This window comes from Lelliottia sp. F153 (assembly GCF_002870005.1).
Taxonomy (GTDB): Bacteria; Pseudomonadota; Gammaproteobacteria; order Enterobacterales; family Enterobacteriaceae; genus Enterobacter; species Enterobacter nimipressuralis.
In genome coordinates, this window is record NZ_PKFT01000001.1 from 318,403 (window position 1) to 339,362 (window position 20,960).

At 54.4% G+C, this 20,960-nt stretch carries 19 protein-coding genes; 12 read left to right on the forward strand and 7 right to left on the reverse strand.

What is annotated here, in order from left to right; genetic code table 11:
• Positions 1–42: 42 nt before the first annotated feature.
• Both nfo and F153LOC_RS01495 read right to left on the reverse strand, forming a co-directional pair.
• The gene (nfo, locus tag F153LOC_RS01490) at positions 43–900 is read right to left on the reverse strand and encodes a deoxyribonuclease IV (RefSeq protein ID WP_102104867.1); all 858 of its coding nucleotides are present in this window, start codon (positions 898–900) and stop codon (positions 43–45) included.
• A 358-nt stretch (positions 901–1,258) separates the two neighbouring features.
• A complete protein-coding gene (locus F153LOC_RS01495) occupies positions 1,259–2,305 on the reverse strand; it encodes a YeiH family protein (protein ID WP_102104866.1) in 1,047 nt (348 codons plus the stop codon).
• Positions 2,306–2,426: 121 nt separating this feature from the next.
• Here F153LOC_RS01495 and yieE point away from each other — a divergent pair, with 121 nt between their 5' ends.
• The 3 genes from yieE (at position 2,427) to cirA (ending at position 7,157) form a co-directional block, all read left to right on the forward strand.
• On the forward strand, positions 2,427–3,293 hold the full coding sequence (gene yieE / locus F153LOC_RS01500) for a DNA-binding transcriptional regulator YeiE (protein WP_102104865.1): 867 nt from the start codon (positions 2,427–2,429) through the stop codon (positions 3,291–3,293).
• Between the two features lie 130 nt (positions 3,294–3,423).
• Complete coding sequence (gene lysP, locus F153LOC_RS01505; protein ID WP_100779517.1) at positions 3,424–4,893, forward strand: lysine-specific permease; 1,470 nt, start codon at positions 3,424–3,426, stop codon at positions 4,891–4,893.
• Positions 4,894–5,186: 293 nt separating this feature from the next.
• Positions 5,187–7,157, forward strand: a complete 1,971-nt coding sequence (cirA, locus tag F153LOC_RS01510; protein ID WP_102104864.1) for a catecholate siderophore receptor CirA — start codon at positions 5,187–5,189, stop codon at positions 7,155–7,157.
• Positions 7,158–7,252: 95 nt separating this feature from the next.
• Here cirA and fghA read toward each other — a convergent pair whose 3' ends face one another.
• Positions 7,253–8,089 carry an S-formylglutathione hydrolase gene (gene fghA / locus F153LOC_RS01515; RefSeq protein WP_102104863.1) on the reverse strand — a complete coding sequence of 279 codons (837 nt, stop codon included), beginning with the start codon at positions 8,087–8,089 and terminating at the stop codon, positions 7,253–7,255.
• Between the two features lie 138 nt (positions 8,090–8,227).
• Between fghA and F153LOC_RS01520 the strand changes: the two genes are divergently transcribed.
• The 7 genes from F153LOC_RS01520 to mglC all read left to right on the forward strand — a co-directional run bounded on the left by F153LOC_RS01520 (position 8,228) and on the right by mglC (position 16,423).
• Positions 8,228–9,376 carry a YbfB/YjiJ family MFS transporter gene (locus tag F153LOC_RS01520; protein ID WP_102104862.1) on the forward strand — a complete coding sequence of 383 codons (1,149 nt, stop codon included), beginning with the start codon at positions 8,228–8,230 and terminating at the stop codon, positions 9,374–9,376.
• A gap of 104 nt (positions 9,377–9,480) precedes the next feature.
• A complete protein-coding gene (gene folE, locus F153LOC_RS01530) occupies positions 9,481–10,149 on the forward strand; it encodes a GTP cyclohydrolase I FolE (RefSeq protein WP_100779522.1) in 669 nt (222 codons plus the stop codon).
• 16 nt (positions 10,150–10,165) lie between these two features.
• Positions 10,166–11,323 carry a DUF418 domain-containing protein YeiB gene (gene yeiB, locus F153LOC_RS01535; protein ID WP_102104861.1) on the forward strand — a complete coding sequence of 386 codons (1,158 nt, stop codon included), beginning with the start codon at positions 10,166–10,168 and terminating at the stop codon, positions 11,321–11,323.
• Between the two features lie 155 nt (positions 11,324–11,478).
• Entirely contained in the window at positions 11,479–12,501 is a 1,023-nt protein-coding gene (gene galS / locus F153LOC_RS01540) for an HTH-type transcriptional regulator GalS (protein WP_100779524.1), read from the forward strand.
• Positions 12,502–12,796: 295 nt separating this feature from the next.
• Positions 12,797–13,795 (forward strand): galactose/glucose ABC transporter substrate-binding protein MglB, encoded by a 999-nt coding sequence (gene mglB / locus F153LOC_RS01545; protein ID WP_063143782.1) that lies wholly within the window; start codon positions 12,797–12,799, stop codon positions 13,793–13,795.
• A gap of 81 nt (positions 13,796–13,876) precedes the next feature.
• Positions 13,877–15,397, forward strand: coding sequence for a galactose/methyl galactoside ABC transporter ATP-binding protein MglA (mglA, locus tag F153LOC_RS01550; protein ID WP_100779525.1), 1,521 nt, complete (start codon positions 13,877–13,879; stop codon positions 15,395–15,397).
• A 15-nt stretch (positions 15,398–15,412) separates the two neighbouring features.
• Positions 15,413–16,423, forward strand: coding sequence for a galactose/methyl galactoside ABC transporter permease MglC (gene mglC, locus F153LOC_RS01555; RefSeq protein ID WP_100779526.1), 1,011 nt, complete (start codon positions 15,413–15,415; stop codon positions 16,421–16,423).
• 39 nt (positions 16,424–16,462) lie between these two features.
• Here mglC and sanA read toward each other — a convergent pair whose 3' ends face one another.
• From sanA to F153LOC_RS01575, 4 genes are all read right to left on the reverse strand, one after another.
• The gene (sanA, locus tag F153LOC_RS01560; RefSeq protein ID WP_102104860.1) at positions 16,463–17,182 is read right to left on the reverse strand and encodes an outer membrane permeability protein SanA; all 720 of its coding nucleotides are present in this window, start codon (positions 17,180–17,182) and stop codon (positions 16,463–16,465) included.
• Positions 17,183–17,311: 129 nt separating this feature from the next.
• Complete coding sequence (cdd, locus tag F153LOC_RS01565; RefSeq protein WP_102104859.1) at positions 17,312–18,196, reverse strand: cytidine deaminase; 885 nt, start codon at positions 18,194–18,196, stop codon at positions 17,312–17,314.
• 128 nt (positions 18,197–18,324) lie between these two features.
• The gene (locus tag F153LOC_RS01570; protein WP_100779529.1) at positions 18,325–19,020 is read right to left on the reverse strand and encodes a CidB/LrgB family autolysis modulator; all 696 of its coding nucleotides are present in this window, start codon (positions 19,018–19,020) and stop codon (positions 18,325–18,327) included.
• Positions 19,017–19,415, reverse strand: coding sequence for a CidA/LrgA family protein (locus tag F153LOC_RS01575; RefSeq protein WP_100779530.1), 399 nt, complete (start codon positions 19,413–19,415; stop codon positions 19,017–19,019). The genes F153LOC_RS01570 and F153LOC_RS01575 overlap by 4 nt, the downstream gene beginning before the upstream one ends.
• 217 nt (positions 19,416–19,632) lie before the next feature.
• Between F153LOC_RS01575 and F153LOC_RS01580 the strand changes: the two genes are divergently transcribed.
• A complete protein-coding gene (locus F153LOC_RS01580) occupies positions 19,633–19,899 on the forward strand; it encodes a hypothetical protein (RefSeq protein WP_100779531.1) in 267 nt (88 codons plus the stop codon).
• 72 nt (positions 19,900–19,971) lie between these two features.
• Positions 19,972–20,904 (forward strand): tRNA dihydrouridine(16) synthase DusC, encoded by a 933-nt coding sequence (dusC, locus tag F153LOC_RS01585; RefSeq protein WP_102104858.1) that lies wholly within the window; start codon positions 19,972–19,974, stop codon positions 20,902–20,904.
• The last annotated feature ends 56 nt before the right edge of the window (positions 20,905–20,960 follow it).

The following is a 20,960-nucleotide window of genomic DNA, read 5'->3' on the forward strand; positions in this document are numbered from 1 at the left end:
CGACAAAGTAAAAAGCCGGGTGCTTACGCGACCCGGCTTTTTTTATGCGGCTTGTTCAGCCGTTTGCTGTGCTTTCAGCCAGGCGATCTCTTCCGCCCAGATATCCGGATTCACCGTTTCCAGCACCATTGGGATGCCGTCAAAGCGGGCGTCCTGCATGATAAAGCGGAACGCGTCGTGGCCGATATTGCCCTCACCCAGACTGTGATGGCGGTCCACGCGGCTGCCGAACGCGCTTTTGGCATCATTCAAATGCATGCCGCGCAGATATTTAAAGCCGACAATACGTTCAAACTCCGCGAAGGTTTTCTCGCACTCTTCAACGGTGCGCAGGTCATACCCGGCGGCAAAGGCGTGGCAGGTATCAATGCAGACGCCGACGCGGGATTTATCTTCCACACCGTCGATAATCGCCGCCAGATGCTCAAACTTGAATCCCAGATTGCTGCCCTGGCCTGCGGTGTTTTCGATTACCGCGGTGACGCCGGTGGTCTGCGCCAGCGCAATATTGATGGATTCGGCGATCCGTGCCAGACACGCCTCTTCCTCTATCTGCATCAGATGGCTACCAGGATGGAAGTTCAGCAGCGTCAGGCCAAGCTGTTCGCAGCGCTGAAGTTCATCCAGAAACGCCTCGCGCGATTTATCCAGCGCCTCCTGAACCGGATGGCCCAGGTTGATGAGGTAACTGTCATGCGGAAGGATCTGGCCCGGCCCGAAGTGATACTTCTCGCAGGCGGATTTGAAATCATCAATCACTTCAGTGGTGAGCGGCGCAGCGCGCCACTGGCGCTGATTTTTGGTGAACAGGGCGAAAGCGGTCGCCTCGATTTCGGCGGCGCGAATGGCGGCATTCGCAAGACCACCTGCTGCGCTCACATGCGCTCCAACGTATTTCATAAGGGACTCCTGTTAACCCGAAACGCTTATGATAGCGGGTTAACAGATTTTTTACGCCCCCCAACAAGAAGATCGTAGTAGCCGCCAGACCCTCGTTGGCTGCATATCTCTTTGCTTTTGGCATAGCGACTGCCGGAGGAAATAATGCTTGTCGAGTGGCACTTATAGTAGTCAGTGCCGAGAAGGTAAAAGGAGATAATAAAACAGTCGCTCCTACCTGCCCGGTTGGGACGGTAAAAAATGAAAACTGCCGCCTTCAAAGAAGACGGCAGTTCAACATGGTTACCCGAGCAAAACTGAGAGTGGGTTACGAGATAGTCGCAATTCAGAATTAATTTATATTCATCAAATGGATGCATTAAGCTAACGCATAATGTACCGCCAGGTTGATCGCCCCGCCGCCCACAATCAGCCAGACAAACAGTACCAGTGCCATCAGTAGCGGTTTTGCCCCGGCTTTTTTCAGCGCGCTGACGTGGGTGGTGACGCCCAGAGCGGCCATCGCCATCGCCAGCATGACGGTATCCAGTGTAATCAGCATGTCGACCACCGCTTTTGGCAGCAGATGGAACGAGTTAAACACCGCTACCACAATAAACAGAACGGCGAACCATGGAATGGTGATTTTGCTTTTCTCGCCTTTGCCTGCTGGCGAAAGTTGTTTTACGCGTGCCGCCAGAATAATCAGGAACGGGGCCAGCATCATCACGCGCAGCATTTTGGCAATCACCGCCGCATTTTCGGCATCCGGATTGATGGCATGACCGGCTGCCACAACCTGCGCCACTTCATGCATGGTCGAACCAATATAGATCCCGTAGGCCTCCGGCGTGAACCAATGCGCCAGCAGCGGGTACATGGCCGGATAAAGGAAAATCGCCAGCGTACCGAAGATCACCACCGTCGCCACCGCAACGGTCACTTTACTCGACTCGGCTTTCACCACCGGTTCTGTCGCCAGCACGGCCGCGGCCCCACAAATACTGCTCCCCGCGCCAATCAGCCAGCTGGTTTGTTTGTCGAGGCCAAAGACCTTTTGCCCGATAAAGCAGGCCAGCATAAAGGTGCTGGTCAGCGTTAACACGTCGATGGCAATGCCGCTCACGCCAACGTCGGCAATCTGCGCAAAGGTGAGGCGAAAACCATAAAGAATGATACCCAGACGCAGCAAATGCTGTTTGGCAAACAGCACACCCCCGTCGCAGGCGGACCAGATTTTTGGGTAAACCGTATTCCCGACCACCATCCCCAGCAGGATCGCCAGCGTCAATGCGCTAAACCCTGCCCCGGCGACGGCCGGAATACTGCCACCCCATAATGCCACCCCGGTGATCAATGCACTTAGCGCAAGTCCCGGAACGTAATGCCACAGTGTTCGATGATGATGCACAGTGAGTTCAGTCATAGCCTTCTCCTTTCAATGGTTAAAAGGTTACGGCGCTCTGGCTTAAAAATAAAATTGATTATATATTTATAATTAATCTTTATAAGTGGTAAGCAGCGCGCTTACCGGGTGGAAGGCCACGATGCACATAACATTACGTCAACTGGAAGTTTTCGCCGAAGTGCTGAAAAGCGGATCGACCACCCAGGCTTCGCAGCGGCTGGCCTTGTCTCAGTCGGCGGTCAGCGCCGCGCTGACGGATCTGGAAGGGCAGCTCGGCGTGCAGCTTTTCGACAGGGTAGGGAAGCGGCTGGTGGTGAACGAACACGGGCGTCTGCTTTACCCGCGCGCGCTGGCGCTACTTGAGCAGGCTGTCGAAATTGAACAGCTGTTCCGGGAAGACAACGGGGCGATCCGTGTGTATGCCAGCAGCACCATCGGTAACTATATTCTCCCGGAAGTGATTGCCCGCTATCGCCGCGATTTCCCGACATTGCCGCTGGAGATGAGCGTCGGCAACAGCCAGGATGTGATTAATGCGATTATTGATTTCCGCGTGGACATCGGGCTTATCGAAGGGCCGTGCCATAACGTGGATATCATTGCTGAACCCTGGCTGGAAGATGAGCTGGTGGTATTTGCCTCTCCCGCCTCTTCCTTATTACAGGGCGAGGTGACGCTGGAACGCCTGGCGCAGGCGCCGTGGATTTTACGCGAGCACGGTTCAGGCACGCGCGAAATCGTCGATTATCTTTTGCTCTCACATTTGCCGCAGTTTCAGCTGGGCATGGAGCTGGGTAATTCCGAGGCGATTAAACACGCCGTGCGGCACGGTCTTGGGATCAGCTGTCTCTCCCGTCGCGTCATCGCCGAGCAGCTCGAAAGCGGTTCCTTGATTGAAATTCCGGTTCCGCTGCCGAAGCTGGTGCGCACCCTGTGGTGTATTCATCACCGCCAAAAACACCTTTCGAATTCGTTGCAGCGGTTTTTGCGCTATTGCGAAATCTAGTCCAGGCTCTGCTTTACTTATAATTCCGGAGCCGTCATGAAGCTCTCTTATAACAGAGCATTTCTGCCGGAAGGTTCGCGGATCGTCTGCTACAATCTCGCCTCATTTTTTGAATGGACAGCATTTTCATATGGTTTCCGAAACTAAAACCACAGAAGCGCCCGCGCTACGCCGCGAACTCAAGGCGCGTCACCTGACGATGATCGCCATTGGCGGTTCTATCGGTACAGGTCTTTTTGTTGCCTCTGGTGCAACTATTTCAGCGGCAGGCCCGGGTGGCGCGCTGTTTTCTTACATGCTGATTGGCCTGATGGTGTACTTCCTGATGACCAGTCTGGGCGAACTGGCAGCTTACATGCCGGTATCCGGCTCTTTCTCCACTTACGGCCAAAAATACGTTGAAGAAGGCTTCGGCTTCGCGCTGGGCTGGAACTACTGGTACAACTGGGCGGTGACCATCGCCGTTGACCTCGTGGCCGCACAGTTGGTCATGAACTGGTGGTTCCCGGACACGCCAGGCTGGATCTGGAGCGCGCTCTTCCTGGCCGTGATTTTCCTGCTGAACTACATCTCCGTGCGCGGTTTTGGCGAAGCGGAGTACTGGTTCTCGCTGATTAAAGTCGCGACCGTTATCATCTTTATCGTCGTCGGCGTGGCGATGATTGTCGGCATCTTCAAAGGGGCGCAGCCAGCGGGCTGGAGCAACTGGCAGATTGGCGAAGCGCCGTTCGCCGGTGGTTTTGCGGCAATGATCGGTGTGGCGATGATCGTCGGCTTCTCCTTCCAGGGCACCGAGCTGATTGGTATCGCGGCGGGTGAATCTGAAGATCCCGAGAAGAACATTCCGCGTGCCGTGCGTCAGGTGTTCTGGCGTATCCTGCTGTTCTATGTGTTCGCGATCCTGATTATCAGCCTGATTATTCCTTACACCGATCCAAGCCTGCTGCGTAACGATGTTAAAGACATCAGCGTCAGCCCGTTCACGCTGGTCTTCCAGCATGCGGGTCTGCTCTCTGCGGCAGCGGTGATGAACGCGGTGATCCTGACGGCGGTGCTGTCGGCGGGGAACTCAGGGATGTACGCTTCAACGCGTATGCTCTACACCCTGGCCTGCGACGGTAAAGCGCCACGTATTTTCTCTAAACTGTCTCGCGGCGGTGTTCCGCGCAACGCGCTATATGCAACCACGGTGGTGGCGGGGCTGTGCTTCCTGACGTCGATGTTCGGCAACCAGACGGTTTACCTGTGGCTGCTGAACACCTCCGGTATGACCGGCTTTATCGCCTGGCTGGGGATTGCGATTAGCCACTATCGTTTCCGCCGCGGCTATGTGAAGCAGGGGCACGATATTAACGATCTGCCGTACCGCTCTGGTTTCTTCCCGTTAGGGCCAATCTTCGCCTTCATTCTGTGCCTGATCATTACCCTCGGCCAGAACTACGAAGCCTTCCTGTCAGACACCATCGACTGGGGCGGCGTCATGGCGACGTACATTGGTATCCCTCTGTTCCTGATCATCTGGTTTGGTTACAAACTGACGAAAGGAACCCGATTCGTCCGCTACAGCGAAATGGAATTCCCTGGACGAATCAAACAATAATCGCACTTCCTCTCTTTTAGCCCGCTCACTCGAGCGGGTTTTTTTATCCCCACAGTATGCATAAATGACATAATTGTTAACAATTGAATTGATAATAATTATCGTTTGTTTTATCGTTATCGCCGTTATCAAAAGGATGAAGGAGTCAGCGTCGCGTTTTTGAAAAGACGATGACGTTACTGCCACACCTGCAAAGAAACACACAGCCGACTGGCCAAAGAAGCCGGCGGTATGCAATGCACTGTGAGCAATAATTATTTGATATTGTTGTGTTTACCTCATGGAGATATGGAATGTTTAGGTTAAATCCCTTCGTACGGGGAGGACTCTGTGCGTCTGCACTGTCCCTGGCGTTACCGGTTATTGCGGCTGAGTCCGGCGATACCCTGGTTGTCACGGCGTCTGCCACTGAACAAAACCTCAAAGATGCACCGGCCAGTATCAGCGTCATTACTCAGGAAGATCTGCAGCGTAAACCCGTTCAGAACCTGAAAGATGTGTTACAGGACGTGCCAGGTGTGCAACTCACCAACGAAGGGGATAACCGTAAAGGGGTCAGTATCCGTGGGCTGGACAGCAGCTACACCCTGATTCTGGTGGACGGTAAGCGCGTCAACTCCCGCAATGCCGTCTTCCGCCATAACGATTTCGATCTCAACTGGGTTCCGGTCGATGCCATCGAGCGTATCGAAGTGGTGCGCGGCCCGATGTCATCGCTGTACGGGTCCGATGCGCTGGGCGGGGTGGTAAACATCATCACCAAAAAAATCGGCCAGAAATGGACCGGCACTCTGACCGCTGACACCACGATTCAGGAACATCGCGATCGCGGTGACACCTACAACGGTCAGTTCTTTACCAGCGGTCCGCTGGTGGATGGCGTGCTGGGGCTGAAAGCCTACGGTAGCCTCTCTAAACGCGAAAAGGATGACCAGCAGGAATCCTCAACCTCTGCGACGGGCGAAACGCCCCGCATTGAAGGATTCACCAGCCGCGACGCTAACGTCGAATTCGCCTGGACGCCGAATCAAAATCACGATTTCACCGCAGGCTACGGTTTCGATCGTCAGGATCGCGATTCAGACTCTCTCGACCAGAACCGCCTCGAACGCCAGAACTACTCCCTGAGCCACAACGGGCGCTGGGATGTCGGCAACAGCGAGCTGAAATTCTACGGCGAGAAAGTCGATAACAAAAACCCTGGTAATAGCAGCCCGATTACCTCCGAAAGCAACAGTATCGACGGGAAGTATGTCCTGCCGCTTAGTGAAATTAACCAGCTGCTGACCTTCGGCGGCGAATGGCGACACGACAAACTGAAAGATCCGGTGAACCTGACCGGCGGCTCCAGCAGCAACACCTCTGCCAGCCAGTACGCGCTGTTTATTGAAAACGAATGGCGTATTTTTGAACCGCTGGCGTTGACCACTGGCGTGCGTATGGACGATCACGAAACCTACGGCGACCACTGGAGCCCGCGTGCGTACCTGGTCTATAGCGCAACAGACACCGTGACGGTGAAAGGCGGCTGGGCGACGGCCTTCAAAGCTCCCTCCTTACTGCAGTTAAGCCCGGACTGGACCACCGGTTCGTGCCGTGGTGCCTGTGAAATTGTCGGTAGCCCGGATCTGAAACCTGAAACCAGCGAAAGCTTTGAGCTGGGTCTTTACTATGCCGGGGAAGAGGGCTGGTTAGAGGGCGTTCAGGCCAGTATTACCACCTTCCAGAACGATGTGGATGACCGCATCAGCATCCTCCGCACCGCAAATGTAAATCAGGCGCAGAGCTATCCAAACTACGTTGGGCTGAATGCCGACGGTGAGCCGATTTTCCGCTACTACAACGTCAACAAAGCGCGTATTCGCGGCGTGGAAACCGAGCTGAAATTCCCGCTGGCCGAAGACTGGAAAGTGACGCTGAATTACACCTATAACGACGGGCGTGATATCAGCAACGGCGGCAATAAACCGCTTTCCGAGCTGCCTTTCCATACCGCGAACGGAACCGTGGACTGGCAGGCAACGCAGGACTGGTCCTTCTATATGCAGGGTAACTACTCCGGCGAAAAACGTGCCATTACCGCCGGCGATGCAACGCCAGGCGGGTATGTTGTCTGGAATACCGGTGCAGCGTGGCAGGCAACGAAAAATGTCAAACTGCGTGCAGGCGTGCAAAACCTGCTGGATAAAGATCTCAGCCGCGACGATTACAGCTATACGGAAGATGGCCGCCGTTACTTTATGGCAGTGGATTACCGCTTCTGATAGCGAGCAGGCCGGGTGAAGGTTATGCCTTTCCCGGCCAACGCTTGCGCTCTGTATTGGCCCGGTTTGCGTAGCGCACCGGGCAACAGGCTGGGTTATTTCAGTAAATACTCCGCATGGAAGCGGAGATGATCCTCGATAAACGAGGCAATAAAGTAATAGCTATGATCGTGCCCCGGCTGGATGCGCAGGGTCAAAGGCCAGCTTTTCTGCCGCGCCACTTCAGCCAGCACTGCGGGCTGCAGTTGATCGGCGAGGAACTGATCGGCATCACCCTGATCGATAAGCGTCGGGATCGCCTGTTGCGGAAGGCTTGCCTGCATCAGCGCACAGCTATCCCATTCCTGCCAGGTGGTGACATCATCGCCCAGATAATTCGAAAACGCTTTCTGCCCCCAGGGCACCTGAGTCGGGTTCACAATCGGCGCAAAGGCGGAGACGCTGGTGAATTTATCCGGATTTTTAAGCGCCATAATTAACGCGCCGTGTCCGCCCATCGAATGCCCGCTGATGGCCGCGCGGTCACTCACGGCAAACTGCGCCTGGATCAGAGCAGGCAGCTCGTCGCGAATGTAATCGTACATCCGGTAGTGGCTCGCCCACGGCTGTTGGGTCGCATTCAGATAGAAACCCGCCCCTTTACCCAGATCGTATCCGGCGTCGTCAGCGACATCATCGCCGCGCGGGCTGGTGTCAGGCATCACCAGCGCAATGCCTAATTCAGCCGCAACGCGCTGTGCACCCGCTTTGGTGGTGAAGTTCTCATCGTTGCAGGTCAGGCCGGAGAGCCAGTACAGCACCGGTGGCTTAACGTTACCGGTGACCGGTGGCAGAAAGATGCTGAACGTCATCGCGCAGTTCAGCGTGGTGGAGTCGTGCCGCCAGCGCTGCTGCCGACCTTCAAAACAACGGTGCTCTTCGAGCAGTTCCATGCAAGGCTCCTGATTTTGTGTCGATATTCACTCAATCCATAATACAGATTATTCATTCCCCTGTGAGCAACTTTCACTTCCGCATTAAGTCGATATGTTGCATCATGAATTAACTAAATTTTAACAATTGGGGCGATCATGGCGCTGCGTATCGCGCTCAGCGGATTTGTGGTTTTGGTGGTGGCGATGGGGATAGGGCGCTTTGCTTTTACGCCTCAGGTTCCGCTGATGATTTCGGCCGGACAGCTGACGCTGACCAGCGCCGGGCTGGTGGCCGCCATGAACTATCTGGGCTATTTAGTTGGTGCGTGGGATGCCATGCGGGCGCACCGCTTTGTTGAAGGGCGTCTCTATCTCGGGATCTTCGGCGCGGTAGCGCTGACGCTGCTGTCAGCCGTCGCGGATAACGCCATCATTCACGGCCTGATTCGTTTCGCGATCGGCTGCATGAGCGGCTGGTCGATGGTGCTGATTGCCGCCTGGACTAACGAACGGCTGGCCCATTTTGGTAAGCCGGGACTTAGCGCGGCGGTCTTTGCCGGGCCGGGGGCGGGCATTGCCTTAAGCGGCCTGCTGGCGGTCTATATTCAGGCACGCTCGCTTTCAGCAGGCGCGGCGTGGCAGATTTATGGCGTGCTGGCGCTGATTCTTATCGTGCTGGTGGCGCGTTATCTCCCGCGCGGCGGGCAGTTGCATCGGCCGGGAACGGCGCCGGAGCCGCTGGTGCTGACCACCGATTTGCGTCGCCTGGTCTGGAGCTACAGCCTGGCAGGGTTTGGCTACATTCTTCCGGCTACCTTTTTATCGCAAATGGCGGCCGTGCGTTTCCCTGGCAGCCTGTTTGCGCAGTTTGTCTGGCCCGTCTTTGGCGCGGCGTCTGTCATCGGGATCGCGCTGAGTATCGCCCTTCGCCACGTCTCGACGTCGAACCGCCGTCTGTCGATTGTCCTGTGGCTGCAGGGGCTGGGCGTGTTTGCCGCCTGGCTGATGCCGGGGATCGGTGGCCTGATAACGGGCGCACTGCTGGTGGGCGGTGGGTTCCTCTGTGCCGTGCAGCTCTCCCTGTTGTGCGGCCGCGAACTGGCCCCAAACCACACCCGTTATATGGCTGGTTTACTGACTACGGGGTATGCGCTCGGTCAATTGGTTGGGCCGGTCACGTCGGCGCTCTCGACCTGGCTTACCCATCAGCTTGAGCCGGCGCTGGGCCTTGCAGGGCTGGCGTTGTTTGTCGGCGGAGCACTGGTCTGGGATCGTCAGGCCGAAAGGCAGCAGCAATTGCAATAATTATCGCTGTGAATACTGGATTATGTGCGCCACCTCACGCACAATGAGCGCACACTTTTGCTTCAAAGAGGGCAAAAGGCAGCCACACCTGCAGGAGAAAAATAATGCCATCACTCAGTAAAGAAGCCGCTCTCGTTCACGAAGCTTTAGTCGCGCGTGGTCTTGAAACCCCGCTGCGTCCGCCTGTTAATGAACTGGACAACGAAACACGCAAACGTCTTATTTCCGGGCACATGACCGAGATCATGCAGTTGCTGAATCTCGACCTGAGCGACGACAGCCTGATGGAAACTCCGAATCGCATCGCCAAGATGTATGTCGATGAGATTTTTTCCGGTCTCGATTACGCCAATTTCCCAAAAATCACCGTCATCGAAAATAAAATGAAAGTCGATGAAATGGTGACCGTGCGTGATATCACCCTGACCAGCACCTGCGAACACCATTTCGTGACCATCGACGGCAAAGCGACCGTGGCCTATATCCCGAAAGATACGGTGATTGGTCTGTCCAAGATCAACCGCATTGTGCAGTTCTTTGCCCAGCGTCCGCAGGTGCAGGAGCGCTTAACGCAGCAGATTCTGACGGCGCTGCAAACGCTGCTTGGCACCAACAATGTGGCTGTATCTATTGATGCCGTCCATTATTGCGTCAAAGCGCGCGGCGTTCGCGATGCAACCAGCGCGACCACCACCACCTCGCTGGGTGGCCTGTTTAAATCCAGCCAGAACACCCGCCAGGAGTTCCTGCGCGCCGTGCGTCACCACAACTAACCACAGGGCAGGATAAATGGAGCGTAATGTCACGCTGGATTTTGTACGTGGCGTTGCCATTCTCGGTATCCTGCTACTGAATATCGCCGCTTTTGGACTGCCCAAAGCGGCGTATCTCAATCCCGCCTGGTATGGCGATATTACCCGCAGCGACGCCTGGACATGGGCGATTCTCGATCTCTTCGCGCAGGTTAAATTCCTCACGCTCTTCGCGCTCCTCTTCGGCGCAGGGCTGCAACTGCTCCTCAAACGTGGCAAACGCTGGATCCAGTCGCGACTGACGCTGCTGGTACTGCTCGGCTTTATCCATGGCCTGTTTTTCTGGGATGGCGATATTCTGCTGGCCTATGGATTAGTCGGTCTGATTTGCTGGCGAATGATCCGCGATGCCCACGACGTAAAAAACCTGTTCAATACGGGTGCGATCCTCTATCTGATTGGCATCGGCGTACTGTTGCTGCTGGGAATGATCTCCGGCGGGTCGACCAACCGCTCATGGACCCCGGATGCGGCGAATCTGCAATATGAACAGTTCTGGAAGCTAAAAGGCGGCGTGGAGGCGATCAGCAATCGCGCGGATATGCTCGGCGATAACCTGATCGCCCTCGGTGCGCAGTACGGCTGGCAGCTGGCGGGAATGATGCTGATGGGCGCGGCACTAATGCGCACCGGCTGGCTGAAAGGGGAATTTAGTCTCACTCATTACCGCCGGACCGGGTGTGCGCTGGTGCTGACTGGCGTCATCATCAATCTGCCTGCGATTGTCGCGCAGTGGATGCTGGGCTGGGATTACCGCTGGTGCGCGTTCCTGTTACAGGCCCCGCGTGAGCTGAGCGCCCCGTTCCAGACCATCGGCTATGCGGCGCTGATTTTCGGCTTCTGGCCGCAGATAGCCCGTTTCCGACTGGTGGCTGCCGTCGCCTGCGTTGGCCGGATGGCGCTGAGCAATTATCTGCTGCAAACTCTGATCTGCACCACGCTGTTCTATCATTTCGGCCTGTTTATGAAATTCGACCGCCTTCATCTGCTGGCGTTTGTTATTCCGGTCTGGGCAGTAAATCTGGTGTTTTCCGTCATCTGGCTGCGTTTCTTCCGCCAGGGACCGCTGGAATGGTTGTGGCGCCAATTAACCGCACGTGCTGCAGGTGTATCATTGACTAATACATCCAGATAACGATCTGGATCACAATCATTAACAAAACGGATGTAAACGTTTTCATCTGTGTGAGCTTCTTCACGTAGTCCCCTCCTTGTCACTGCCAGAATAGCCTCCTTGCTAAACACAGGGGGTGTCTGTGAGTTGCTGCAATCCTTTAAAGGATGGTGAATATGATCACCATTCGTGACGTAGCCCGCATCGCGGGTGTTTCTGTTGCTACCGTCTCCCGCGTGCTGAATAACAGCGCGCTGGTCAGCCCTGAAACGCGTGAAACCGTGATGAAAGCGGTGACGCAGCTCGGCTATCGGCCCAACGCCAATGCGCAGGCCCTCGCCACCCAGGTGAGCGACACCATTGGCGTGGTGGTGATGGATGTATCGGATGCCTTCTTTGGTGCGCTGGTGAAAGCCGTGGACGTTGTCGCCCAGCAGCACCACAAATATGTGCTGATCGGTAACAGCTATCACGAGGCTGAAAAAGAACGTCACGCCATTGAGGTGTTGATCCGCCAGCGATGTAACGCCCTGATTGTCCACTCAAAAGCCTTGAGCGATGAGGAGCTGGCGGGGTTTATGGATCAAATTCCTGGTATGGTGCTCATCAACCGCGTGGTGCCGGGGTACGCCCACCGCTGCGTCACGCTGGACAACGTCAGCGGGGCGATGATGGCGACGCGCATGCTGCTCAATAACGGCCATCAGCGCATCGGTTATCTCGCCTCCAGCCACCATATTGAAGATGACGATATGCGACGGGAAGGCTGGCAAAACGCCCTGAAAGAAGCCGGGATTGTGCCGTCAGACAGCTGGATTGGCACCGGTTCGCCGGACATGCCGGGAGGGGAGGCCGCGATGGTCGAACTGCTCGGACGGAATCTGCAATTGACCGCCGTCTTTGCCTACAACGACAGCATGGCCGCCGGGGCGCTTACTGCGCTGAAAGACAACGGCATTGCGGTGCCGCAGCATCTGTCATTGATTGGTTTTGATGATATTCCGATTGCCCGTTACACGGACCCGCAGCTCACTACCGTGCGCTATCCGATTGCGTCCATGGCCCGTCTGGCAACGGAGCTGGCGTTACAGGGCGCCGCAGGGCAGCAGGATTTGAGCGCAACACACTGTTTCATGCCGACTTTAGTACGCCGCCATTCGGTGGCTGTTAAACAAATTGTGGCTCCGATCACTAACTGATTACGTCAGGTGATGTAACCGTTTTCAATCTGTGAGTAAATTCACAGTATCTTAACAAGCCGCTGACTATGATGTCAGCGTTTTAGGAGCTGAAACGCTATGTAACGGTGATTAATCACTTTCACTATAGCCAAAGTGCCCCAAACGACAAATAAAACGCATTACTGGAGCGTTACCGAACACGGAAGATAGAAATTTTATAAGTGAACTTCGGCTGTCAGTAACGTTTTTCTAACATCTGCCCGCCGACCGTTATTCACAAGAACTACCCTGCATAAAAAAAACCGGAGATACCATGAATAAGAAGGTGTTGACTCTGTCTGCTGTTATGGCAAGCATGCTTTTTGGTGCAGCTGCGCACGCTGCGGATACCCGTATTGGTGTGACAATCTATAAATACGACGACAACTTTATGTCTGTTGTTCGTAAAGCTATCGAGAAAGATGCTAAAGCAGCGCCAGACGTTCAGCTGCTGATGAATGACTCCCAGAACGACCAGTCCAAACAGAACGACCAGATCGACGTTCTGCTGGCGAAAGGCGTGAAAGCCCTGGCCATCAACCTGGTTGACCCGGCAGCTGCAGGCACCGTTATTGAAAAAGCACGCGGCCAGAATGTGCCTATCGTCTTCTTCAACAAAGAGCCTTCCCGCAAAGCGCTGGACAGCTATGACAAAGCCTTCTATGTCGGTACTGACTCTAAAGAGTCCGGTATTATTCAGGGCGATCTGATCGCGAAACACTGGGCAGCGAACCCGAACTGGGACCTGAACAAAGACGGTCAGATTCAGTTCGTTCTGCTGAAAGGCGAGCCGGGCCACCCGGATGCTGAAGCACGTACCACGTATGTGATCAAAGAGCTGAACGACAAAGGTCTGAAAACCCAGCAGCTGGCGTTAGATACCGCGATGTGGGATACCGCTCAGGCGAAAGATAAGATGGACGCATGGCTGTCTGGCCCGAACGCTAACAAAATCGAAGTGGTTATCGCCAACAACGATGCGATGGCAATGGGTGCTGTTGAAGCACTGAAAGCGCACAACAAATCGTCTATTCCTGTCTTCGGCGTGGATGCTCTGCCAGAAGCGCTGGCACTGGTTAAGTCTGGCGCAATGGCCGGTACCGTTCTGAACGATGCGAATAACCAGGCTAAAGCGACCTTCGATCTGGCGAAAAACCTGGCCGATGGCAAAGGTGCGGCTGATGGCACCAACTGGAAAATCGAGAACAAAATCGTTCGCGTTCCTTACGTGGGCGTAGACCAGTCAAACCTGGCTGAGTTTATCGGTAAATAAGTTAGAGATTGCATGTTCTCACAGGGCGCAATTCGTTGCGCCCTTTTATAACGCGATATGCGAGGCCGTCAAGGTATAATTATGGTCAGCACAAATACTCAGTCGTCAGGCGAATTCTTGTTAGAAATGAGCAATATTAACAAGTCTTTTCCCGGCGTTAAGGCTCTCGACAATGTTAATTTAAAAGTACGTCCTCACTCTATTCATGCGTTGATGGGGGAGAATGGTGCGGGTAAATCAACATTATTAAAATGCCTTTTTGGGATCTATCAAAAAGATTCTGGTAGCATTCTTTTTCAGGGGAAAGAGATCGACTTCCATTCCGCCAAGGAAGCACTGGAGAATGGTATTTCGATGGTTCACCAGGAATTAAACCTGGTGCTTCAGCGTTCTGTTATGGACAATATGTGGCTGGGTCGTTACCCAACCAAAGGCGTATTTGTCGATCAGGACAAAATGTATCGCGACACCAAAGCGATTTTTGATGAACTGGATATTGATATTGACCCGCGCGCCCGCGTAGGCACCTTATCCGTTTCACAAATGCAGATGATTGAAATTGCCAAGGCATTCTCCTATAACGCGAAAATCGTGATTATGGATGAGCCAACGTCATCCCTGACGGAAAAAGAGGTGAACCACCTTTTCACCATTATCCGTAAGCTGAAAGAGCGTGGCTGTGGCATCGTCTATATCTCGCATAAAATGGAAGAGATCTTCCAGCTGTGCGATGAAATCACCATTCTGCGTGACGGCCAGTGGATCACCACTCAGCCTCTCGAAGGGCTGGATATGGACAAGATCATCGCCATGATGGTCGGCCGCTCCCTGAACCAGCGCTTCCCGGACAAAGAGAACAAGCCGGGCGAAGTGATTCTGGAAGTTCGCAACCTTACGTCTTTGCGCCAGCCCTCTATCCGCGATGTCTCCTTCGACCTGCATAAGGGCGAAATTCTGGGTATTGCAGGACTGGTTGGTGCGAAACGTACCGATATCGTGGAAACCTTATTTGGTATCCGTGAAAAATCGGACGGCACCATTACGCTGCACGGTAAGCGCATTAATAACCATAACGCCAACGAAGCGATTAACCATGGCTTTGCCCTGGTAACCGAAGAGCGTCGTTCGACGGGGATTTATGCTTATCTGGATATTAACTTCAACTCGTTAATCTCCAATATTCGTAACTATAAAAATAAGATGGGCCTGCTGGATACTTCCCGCATGAAAAGCGATACCCAGTGGGTTATCGACTCGATGCGTGTAAAAACCCCAGGACACCAGACGCAAATCGGTTCACTTTCCGGCGGTAACCAGCAGAAGGTTATTATTGGTCGCTGGTTATTAACGCAGCCAGAAATTTTAATGCTTGATGAACCGACGCGCGGTATTGACGTGGGTGCAAAATTTGAAATCTATCAGCTGATTGCTGAACTGGCTAAAAAGAATAAAGGGATCATTATTATTTCTTCCGAAATGCCGGAATTGTTAGGGATCACAGATCGTATTCTGGTTATGAGCAATGGTCTCGTTGCCGGAATTGTTGACACCAAAACGACAACGCAAAACGAAATTCTCCGTCTTGCGTCTTTGCACCTTTAAGATCAGGGGCTCCTCATGAGTGCGTTAAATAAAAAAAGTTTTCTCACTTATCTGAAAGAGGGCGGTATTTACGTCGTTCTTTTAGTATTACTGGCCATTATTATTTTCCAGGACCCTACGTTCTTAAGTTTGCTTAACTTGAGTAACATTTTGACCCAATCCTCCGTGCGTATCATCATCGCGCTGGGCGTGGCGGGGCTTATTGTGACTCAGGGTACGGACCTGTCAGCAGGGCGCCAGGTGGGTCTGGCGGCGGTTGTGGCCGCCACGCTGTTGCAGTCGATGGAAAACGCCAACAAGGTGTTCCCGGAAATGGCCACCATGCCAATTATTGTGGTGGTGCTGATTGTCTGTGTGGTGGGTGCCATCATCGGTCTGATCAACGGTATTATCATCGCCTATCTCAACGTGACGCCGTTTATCACCACGCTGGGTACGATGATTATCGTTTACGGTATCAACTCACTGTACTACGACTTCGTGGGCGCATCCCCGATTTCCGGTTTCGACAGCGGCTTCTCGACCTTCGCGCAGGGCTTTGTGGCGCTGGGCAGTTTCCGCCTCTCCTACATCACCTTCTACGCGCTGATCGCCGTGGCCTTTGTCTGGGTGCTGTGGAACAAAACGCGCTTCGGTAAAAACATCTTCGCTATCGGCGGCAACCCGGAAGCAGCAAAAGTGTCCGGCGTTAACGTGGCCCTGAACCTGCTGATGATTTATGCCCTGTCCGGCGTGTTCTATGCCTTCGGCGGTTTGCTGGAAGCGGGTCGTATCGGCTCAGCGACGAACAACCTCGGCTTCATGTACGAACTGGATGCTATCGCAGCCTGCGTGGTGGGCGGCGTCTCCTTCAGCGGCGGTGTAGGTACGGTGGTGGGCGTGGTGACGGGTGTAATCATCTTTACCGTTATCAACTACGGATTGACCTATATCGGTGTGAACCCGTACTGGCAGTACATTATCAAAGGGGCGATTATCATCTTTGCGGTGGCGTTGGATTCCCTGAAATACGCGCGCAAGAAGTAATCTTGCCAAAACGAAAAACCCGCTCACGAGCGGGTTTTTTTATCTCTTCTCTTTCTTCTGCAATTCCAGCAGTTGGTCCGGGGTAACCGCCGGATAATCCTGCGCATCCTCAGGCACCTGATGCATCTCCGGAATCGGCACCAGCGGGCCTAAAAAGCGCGGTTCACGTTTGAAGAGATAGAGATCCGCCAGCGCGCCAAAGCGTGCGCCAAACTCACGCACACGAACGCTCCACATATCTTTCGGAGAAGGAACCGCATAGCACTGCGCCTGAATCCCCATATGCAGGGCAATAAACAGCGCGCGCTCGCAGTGGAAGCGCTGAGTGATGATAATAAAATCGTTAGTATCAAAGACTTTACGCGTACGCACAATGGAGTCCAGGGTGCGGAATCCGGCATAGTCGAGAACGATATCCGCCGGATCGACGCCAGCGGCAATCAAATCTTTGCGCATGGTCATCGGTTCGTTATAGCTTTGCTGGGCGTTATCGCCGCTCAGCAGCAGGTAATTGACCTTGCCGCTGTTGTAGGCGTTCAGCGCCCCCTGAATGCGGTAGCGATAGTACTGATTAATCACGCCGGTACGATAATACTTGGCCGTCCCCAGCACGACACCCACCTGGCGATAAGGCAAATCCTGCAGATCGTCAAAGATATAGGGGGCGGTTTTCCAGCTCATCCAGCGGTCGAGGCCGAGCACAGTCAACAGCAGAATGCCGACCAGGACACACAGGCTGTAAAACACGCGCTTTAACATGAAGATGGCTCGTTCCGTGGAGGGAAATTTCACTCAGGCTACTTTACCCGCCTGGTAATCGCAAGAAACAGCGGTTTGATTGGGGGGAATTTCATCAGCAGGGCGGGCATTTCTGCCCGCACAGGTCTATTACGCCAGCAGCGTACGGTCGATACTGGTACAGCCGAGTGCCTTGAGGGTGGCGGCGGTGGCGTCCCACTGGATCAGCGGTGCATCGGCTTTTTCTGCCAGAATCGCACGCTGAATATCCGGGTAGTCGTACCCATTGAGGCTCAGCAGGTTCAGGGCGCCTTGCAGCGGTGGCAGCGTTGGGTTGAATGCCGCGTTTTCGGCATAGCTGCCGCTGAAGATTTTGCCATCACGTAGCTCCAGCGCCACGCCGCTCGGCGACTTGCTGTACGGCGTATGACTTTTGTTTGCCGCGGCAATGGCCGCTTGCGCCAGTTCATCGCCCGCTAACGCATAGCCATGATCCTGGTCGTCCATCAGCAGGGTTTTAATATCCAGGTCTTTCGGGCCAAAGGCATCCGGCAGGTAATCGCCCAGCGTATGCGGCTCACGGCCTGGCAGGTTGATGCGCAGTTGCAGACCGCTGTTCAGCTCATTCATAAACTGACGGCAGTGACCGCAAGGGGTGTAGTTCACGGTGATGGCCTGCAGCGCTTTTTCCCCACGCAGCCAGGCATGGCTGATGGCGCTCTGTTCTGCATGGACGGTCTGTTGCATGGTCGCACCAAGGAACTCCATGTTTCCGCCGAAATACCATGTCCCGCTCACGCCGCGCGCAATCGCGCCAACGTTAAAGTGGGAGAGATCGGCTCTGGCGCAGGCAGCAGCCAGCGGCAGTAGTGCGAAAGCCAGCGCGTCTTCGTCCAGTCCCGTAGCCTGTTTAAGCGTCGTGACCTGCTCCGCAGTCAGCAGGGCGGGGAAGTGCGTATCCGCCAGAACCGGAGCCAGGGCTGATTGCAAATTCTCTGCGAGCTGGGCAAAAGCAGTTTGAAAACGTGGGTGCATGGCAATGCCTCATAAAGGTTAATGGATCGGTAGTGTACGGAGCCAATAGCGCTTTATATGTGATCTACTTCTCATTATGTATGCAACTTATGAAATCAAAATGAAATTTGCGCGACGCATCGCAAATTTTAGCCCACTACCGCCAGAATAATCGGGAACAGGAACGGAGCGATCAGCGAGGTCATGATCCCGCAAATCACCAGCGCCAGCGAACTGAACGCGCCTTCCTGATAGTCCAGCTCGGCGCAGCGCGCAGTGCCGAGGGCGTGGGAGGCCGTACCCATCGCCAGCCCGCGGGCGGCCTTGGTGCGGATACGCATGACATTGAGCAACGTATGGCCAAACACCGCACCCAGAATCCCGACAAAAATCACGCACATGGCGCTAATGGCCGGGATACCACCGATGCTGCCGCCCACGGCCATCGCAATCGGCGTGGTCACAGATTTCGGCAGAATAGAGGCGGCGATTTGCGGCGACGCCCCCATCAGCAGCGCCACTGACGTTCCCGTTACCATGGCGACGACGCTACCAATCAGACAGATGGTGATGATCGATTTCCAGCGCGCGCGGATCTGATGCAGCTGCTCGTAAAGCGGAAACGCCAGCGCCACGACGGCAGGCTGGAGCAGATCGTTTAAAATTTTGCTGCCCGCAAAATAGCGTTCGTAAGGAATGCCGGTGAGCAGCAGGAACGGAATAATCACCACCATCGCCACCAGCAGCGGGTTGAGAAGCGGCATCTTGAAACGCGCGGCAAGTTTACGTGCGGCGAAAAACACCACCAGTGTCAGTGGCAGCGACCACCAGATATTGGCCATCATTTTTTACTTCCTTTCTGCCCAACGACTTTGCGTTCGCCATGTACCAGATGCGAACTCCAGCTCACGACCAGGAACACGACCAGTGTACTCACCGCGCAGGAGACCAGAATCGGGCCGTACTGCGCTTTAAGCAGATCGTAATATTGCATCACGCCCACGCCTATCGGCACAAACAGCAGCGCCATATAGCGGATCAGCACGAAGCAGCCAGGGTTGACCCACTTCGCGGGGAGAATTTGCAGCGCCAGCAGCAGAAAAAGAATCAGCATGCCGATAATGCTGCCGGGAATGGTGATCGGTAGCAGGGACGAAATGAAAATCCCGGCATACAGGCAGGCATAGATCAGAATAAAAGCACGCAGGTACTGCCAGAGGGTATTCAGAGTTTTGATCATGGTGAAAGTCCTTGATGGAACGCATTCATCATACAATTAAACATAGAAACGTGCTACGGATCACATCATGATTTTTGAGCATACCAGACATTCCTTTTTGGAACGTTAGGCAATTCCCAAGCATTCACAGCAAAAGCCATACAAAACAGTGTAGTTGCGGTGACTATTTTTGAAGCAGTGATATGATAAAAGCCATTCCCGCGATCAGGAGATTCTAATGTCAGAATTCATTTTTTTCCGGAAAGGGACACAGATTTTCGCCGTGGAGAAGGGCAATGCGGAAGGCTCATCGCACCTGGAAGCACAGGGCTATGAGCAGGAGTTTGAAGAGATCACGGCGCCCGATGCCCAAAGTGCGCTGGCGCGTTACAACGATATCAAAAAAGAAGATGAGCTGAACGTCTACGCCTTCGCGCTGGGCCCGACATTCACGCTGCTCATCGTGGTCGTTCTGACGGCGGTGGCCTACGTCGTGATGAAATAGACGCGCGTTAAGCCCTTTGCACCTTTATAGAGAGCGGCTACTATAGCGGGTCTTTTTTCACAGGGTTTTAGAATGCGTGTTTTACTGGCGCCGATGGAAGGCGTGCTCGACTCATTAGTGCGCGAGCTGCTGACTGAGGTAAATGATTACGATCTCTGCGTCACCGAGTTTTTGCGGGTGGTCGATATGCTGTTGCCAGTAAAGTCGTTTTATCGACTCTGCCCGGAGCTGCATCGTCAGAGCCGGACTACCTCCGGTACGTTGGTGCGTATCCAGCTGCTGGGGCAGTACCCGGAATGGCTGGCGGAGAACGCGGCCCGTGCGGTAGAACTGGGTTCCTACGGTGTCGATCTCAACTGCGGCTGTCCGTCGAAAATGGTCAACGGCAGCGGCGGGGGCGCAACGTTGCTAAAAGATCCTGAGCTGATCTATCGCGGCGCGAAAGCGATGCGTGAGGCGGTGCCTGCCCATCTCCCGGTGACGGTAAAAGTGCGTCTGGGCTGGGACAGTCACGACCGCCAGTTTGAGATTGCCGATGCGGTGCAGCAGGCCGGGGCGACGGAGCTGGTGGTTCACGGGCGCACCAAAGACGACGGCTATAAAGCAGATCGCATCAACTGGCAGGCGATTGGGGAGATCCGCAAGCGTCTGTCGATTCCGGTGATCGCGAATGGCGAAATCTGGGACTACGAAAGTGCGCAGGCCTGTATAAAAGAGACGGGCTGCGATTCGGTGATGATCGGGCGCGGGGCGCTGAACGTGCCTAACCTGAGCCGGGTGGTGAAGTACAACGAGCCGCGTATGCCGTGGCCGGATGTGGTCACGCTGCTGCAAAAATATTCGCGTCTGGAAAAGCAGGGCGACACCGGGTTGTACCACGTGGCACGTATCAAACAGTGGCTGAGCTATTTACGCAAAGAATATGACGAAGCGCTGGGGTTATTTCAGGAAATTCGGACTCTGCAGACATCAGCCGACATTGCGCGGGTCATTCAGGCCAAATAATAGTGTCGGGATCGTCGCGTTACTGCCCTCGCAGGCTTTCATAGGGCATAAAAATT

Bases quoted from the DNA above. Each gene is read 5' to 3' on its own strand.
- sanA (WP_102104860.1), bottom strand. From the start codon at position 17,182: ATGTTAAAGCGCGTGTTTTACAGCCTGTGTGTCCTGGTCGGCATTCTG.
- cdd (WP_102104859.1), bottom strand. From the start codon at position 18,196: ATGCACCCACGTTTTCAAACTGCTTTTGCCCAGCTCGCAGAGAATTTG.
- yieE (WP_102104865.1), top strand. From the start codon at position 2,427: ATGCACATAACATTACGTCAACTGGAAGTTTTCGCCGAAGTGCTGAAA.
- mglB (WP_063143782.1), top strand. From the start codon at position 12,797: ATGAATAAGAAGGTGTTGACTCTGTCTGCTGTTATGGCAAGCATGCTT.
- F153LOC_RS01520 (WP_102104862.1), top strand. From the start codon at position 8,228: ATGGCGCTGCGTATCGCGCTCAGCGGATTTGTGGTTTTGGTGGTGGCG.
- fghA (WP_102104863.1), bottom strand. From the start codon at position 8,089: ATGGAACTGCTCGAAGAGCACCGTTGTTTTGAAGGTCGGCAGCAGCGC.
- yeiB (WP_102104861.1), top strand. From the start codon at position 10,166: ATGGAGCGTAATGTCACGCTGGATTTTGTACGTGGCGTTGCCATTCTC.
- F153LOC_RS01580 (WP_100779531.1), top strand. From the start codon at position 19,633: ATGTCAGAATTCATTTTTTTCCGGAAAGGGACACAGATTTTCGCCGTG.
- cirA (WP_102104864.1), top strand. From the start codon at position 5,187: ATGTTTAGGTTAAATCCCTTCGTACGGGGAGGACTCTGTGCGTCTGCA.
- dusC (WP_102104858.1), top strand. From the start codon at position 19,972: ATGCGTGTTTTACTGGCGCCGATGGAAGGCGTGCTCGACTCATTAGTG.
- mglC (WP_100779526.1), top strand. From the start codon at position 15,413: ATGAGTGCGTTAAATAAAAAAAGTTTTCTCACTTATCTGAAAGAGGGC.
- F153LOC_RS01570 (WP_100779529.1), bottom strand. From the start codon at position 19,020: ATGATGGCCAATATCTGGTGGTCGCTGCCACTGACACTGGTGGTGTTT.
- F153LOC_RS01575 (WP_100779530.1), bottom strand. From the start codon at position 19,415: ATGATCAAAACTCTGAATACCCTCTGGCAGTACCTGCGTGCTTTTATT.
- mglA (WP_100779525.1), top strand. From the start codon at position 13,877: ATGGTCAGCACAAATACTCAGTCGTCAGGCGAATTCTTGTTAGAAATG.
- nfo (WP_102104867.1), bottom strand. From the start codon at position 900: ATGAAATACGTTGGAGCGCATGTGAGCGCAGCAGGTGGTCTTGCGAAT.
- lysP (WP_100779517.1), top strand. From the start codon at position 3,424: ATGGTTTCCGAAACTAAAACCACAGAAGCGCCCGCGCTACGCCGCGAA.
- folE (WP_100779522.1), top strand. From the start codon at position 9,481: ATGCCATCACTCAGTAAAGAAGCCGCTCTCGTTCACGAAGCTTTAGTC.
- galS (WP_100779524.1), top strand. From the start codon at position 11,479: ATGATCACCATTCGTGACGTAGCCCGCATCGCGGGTGTTTCTGTTGCT.
- F153LOC_RS01495 (WP_102104866.1), bottom strand. From the start codon at position 2,305: ATGACTGAACTCACTGTGCATCATCATCGAACACTGTGGCATTACGTT.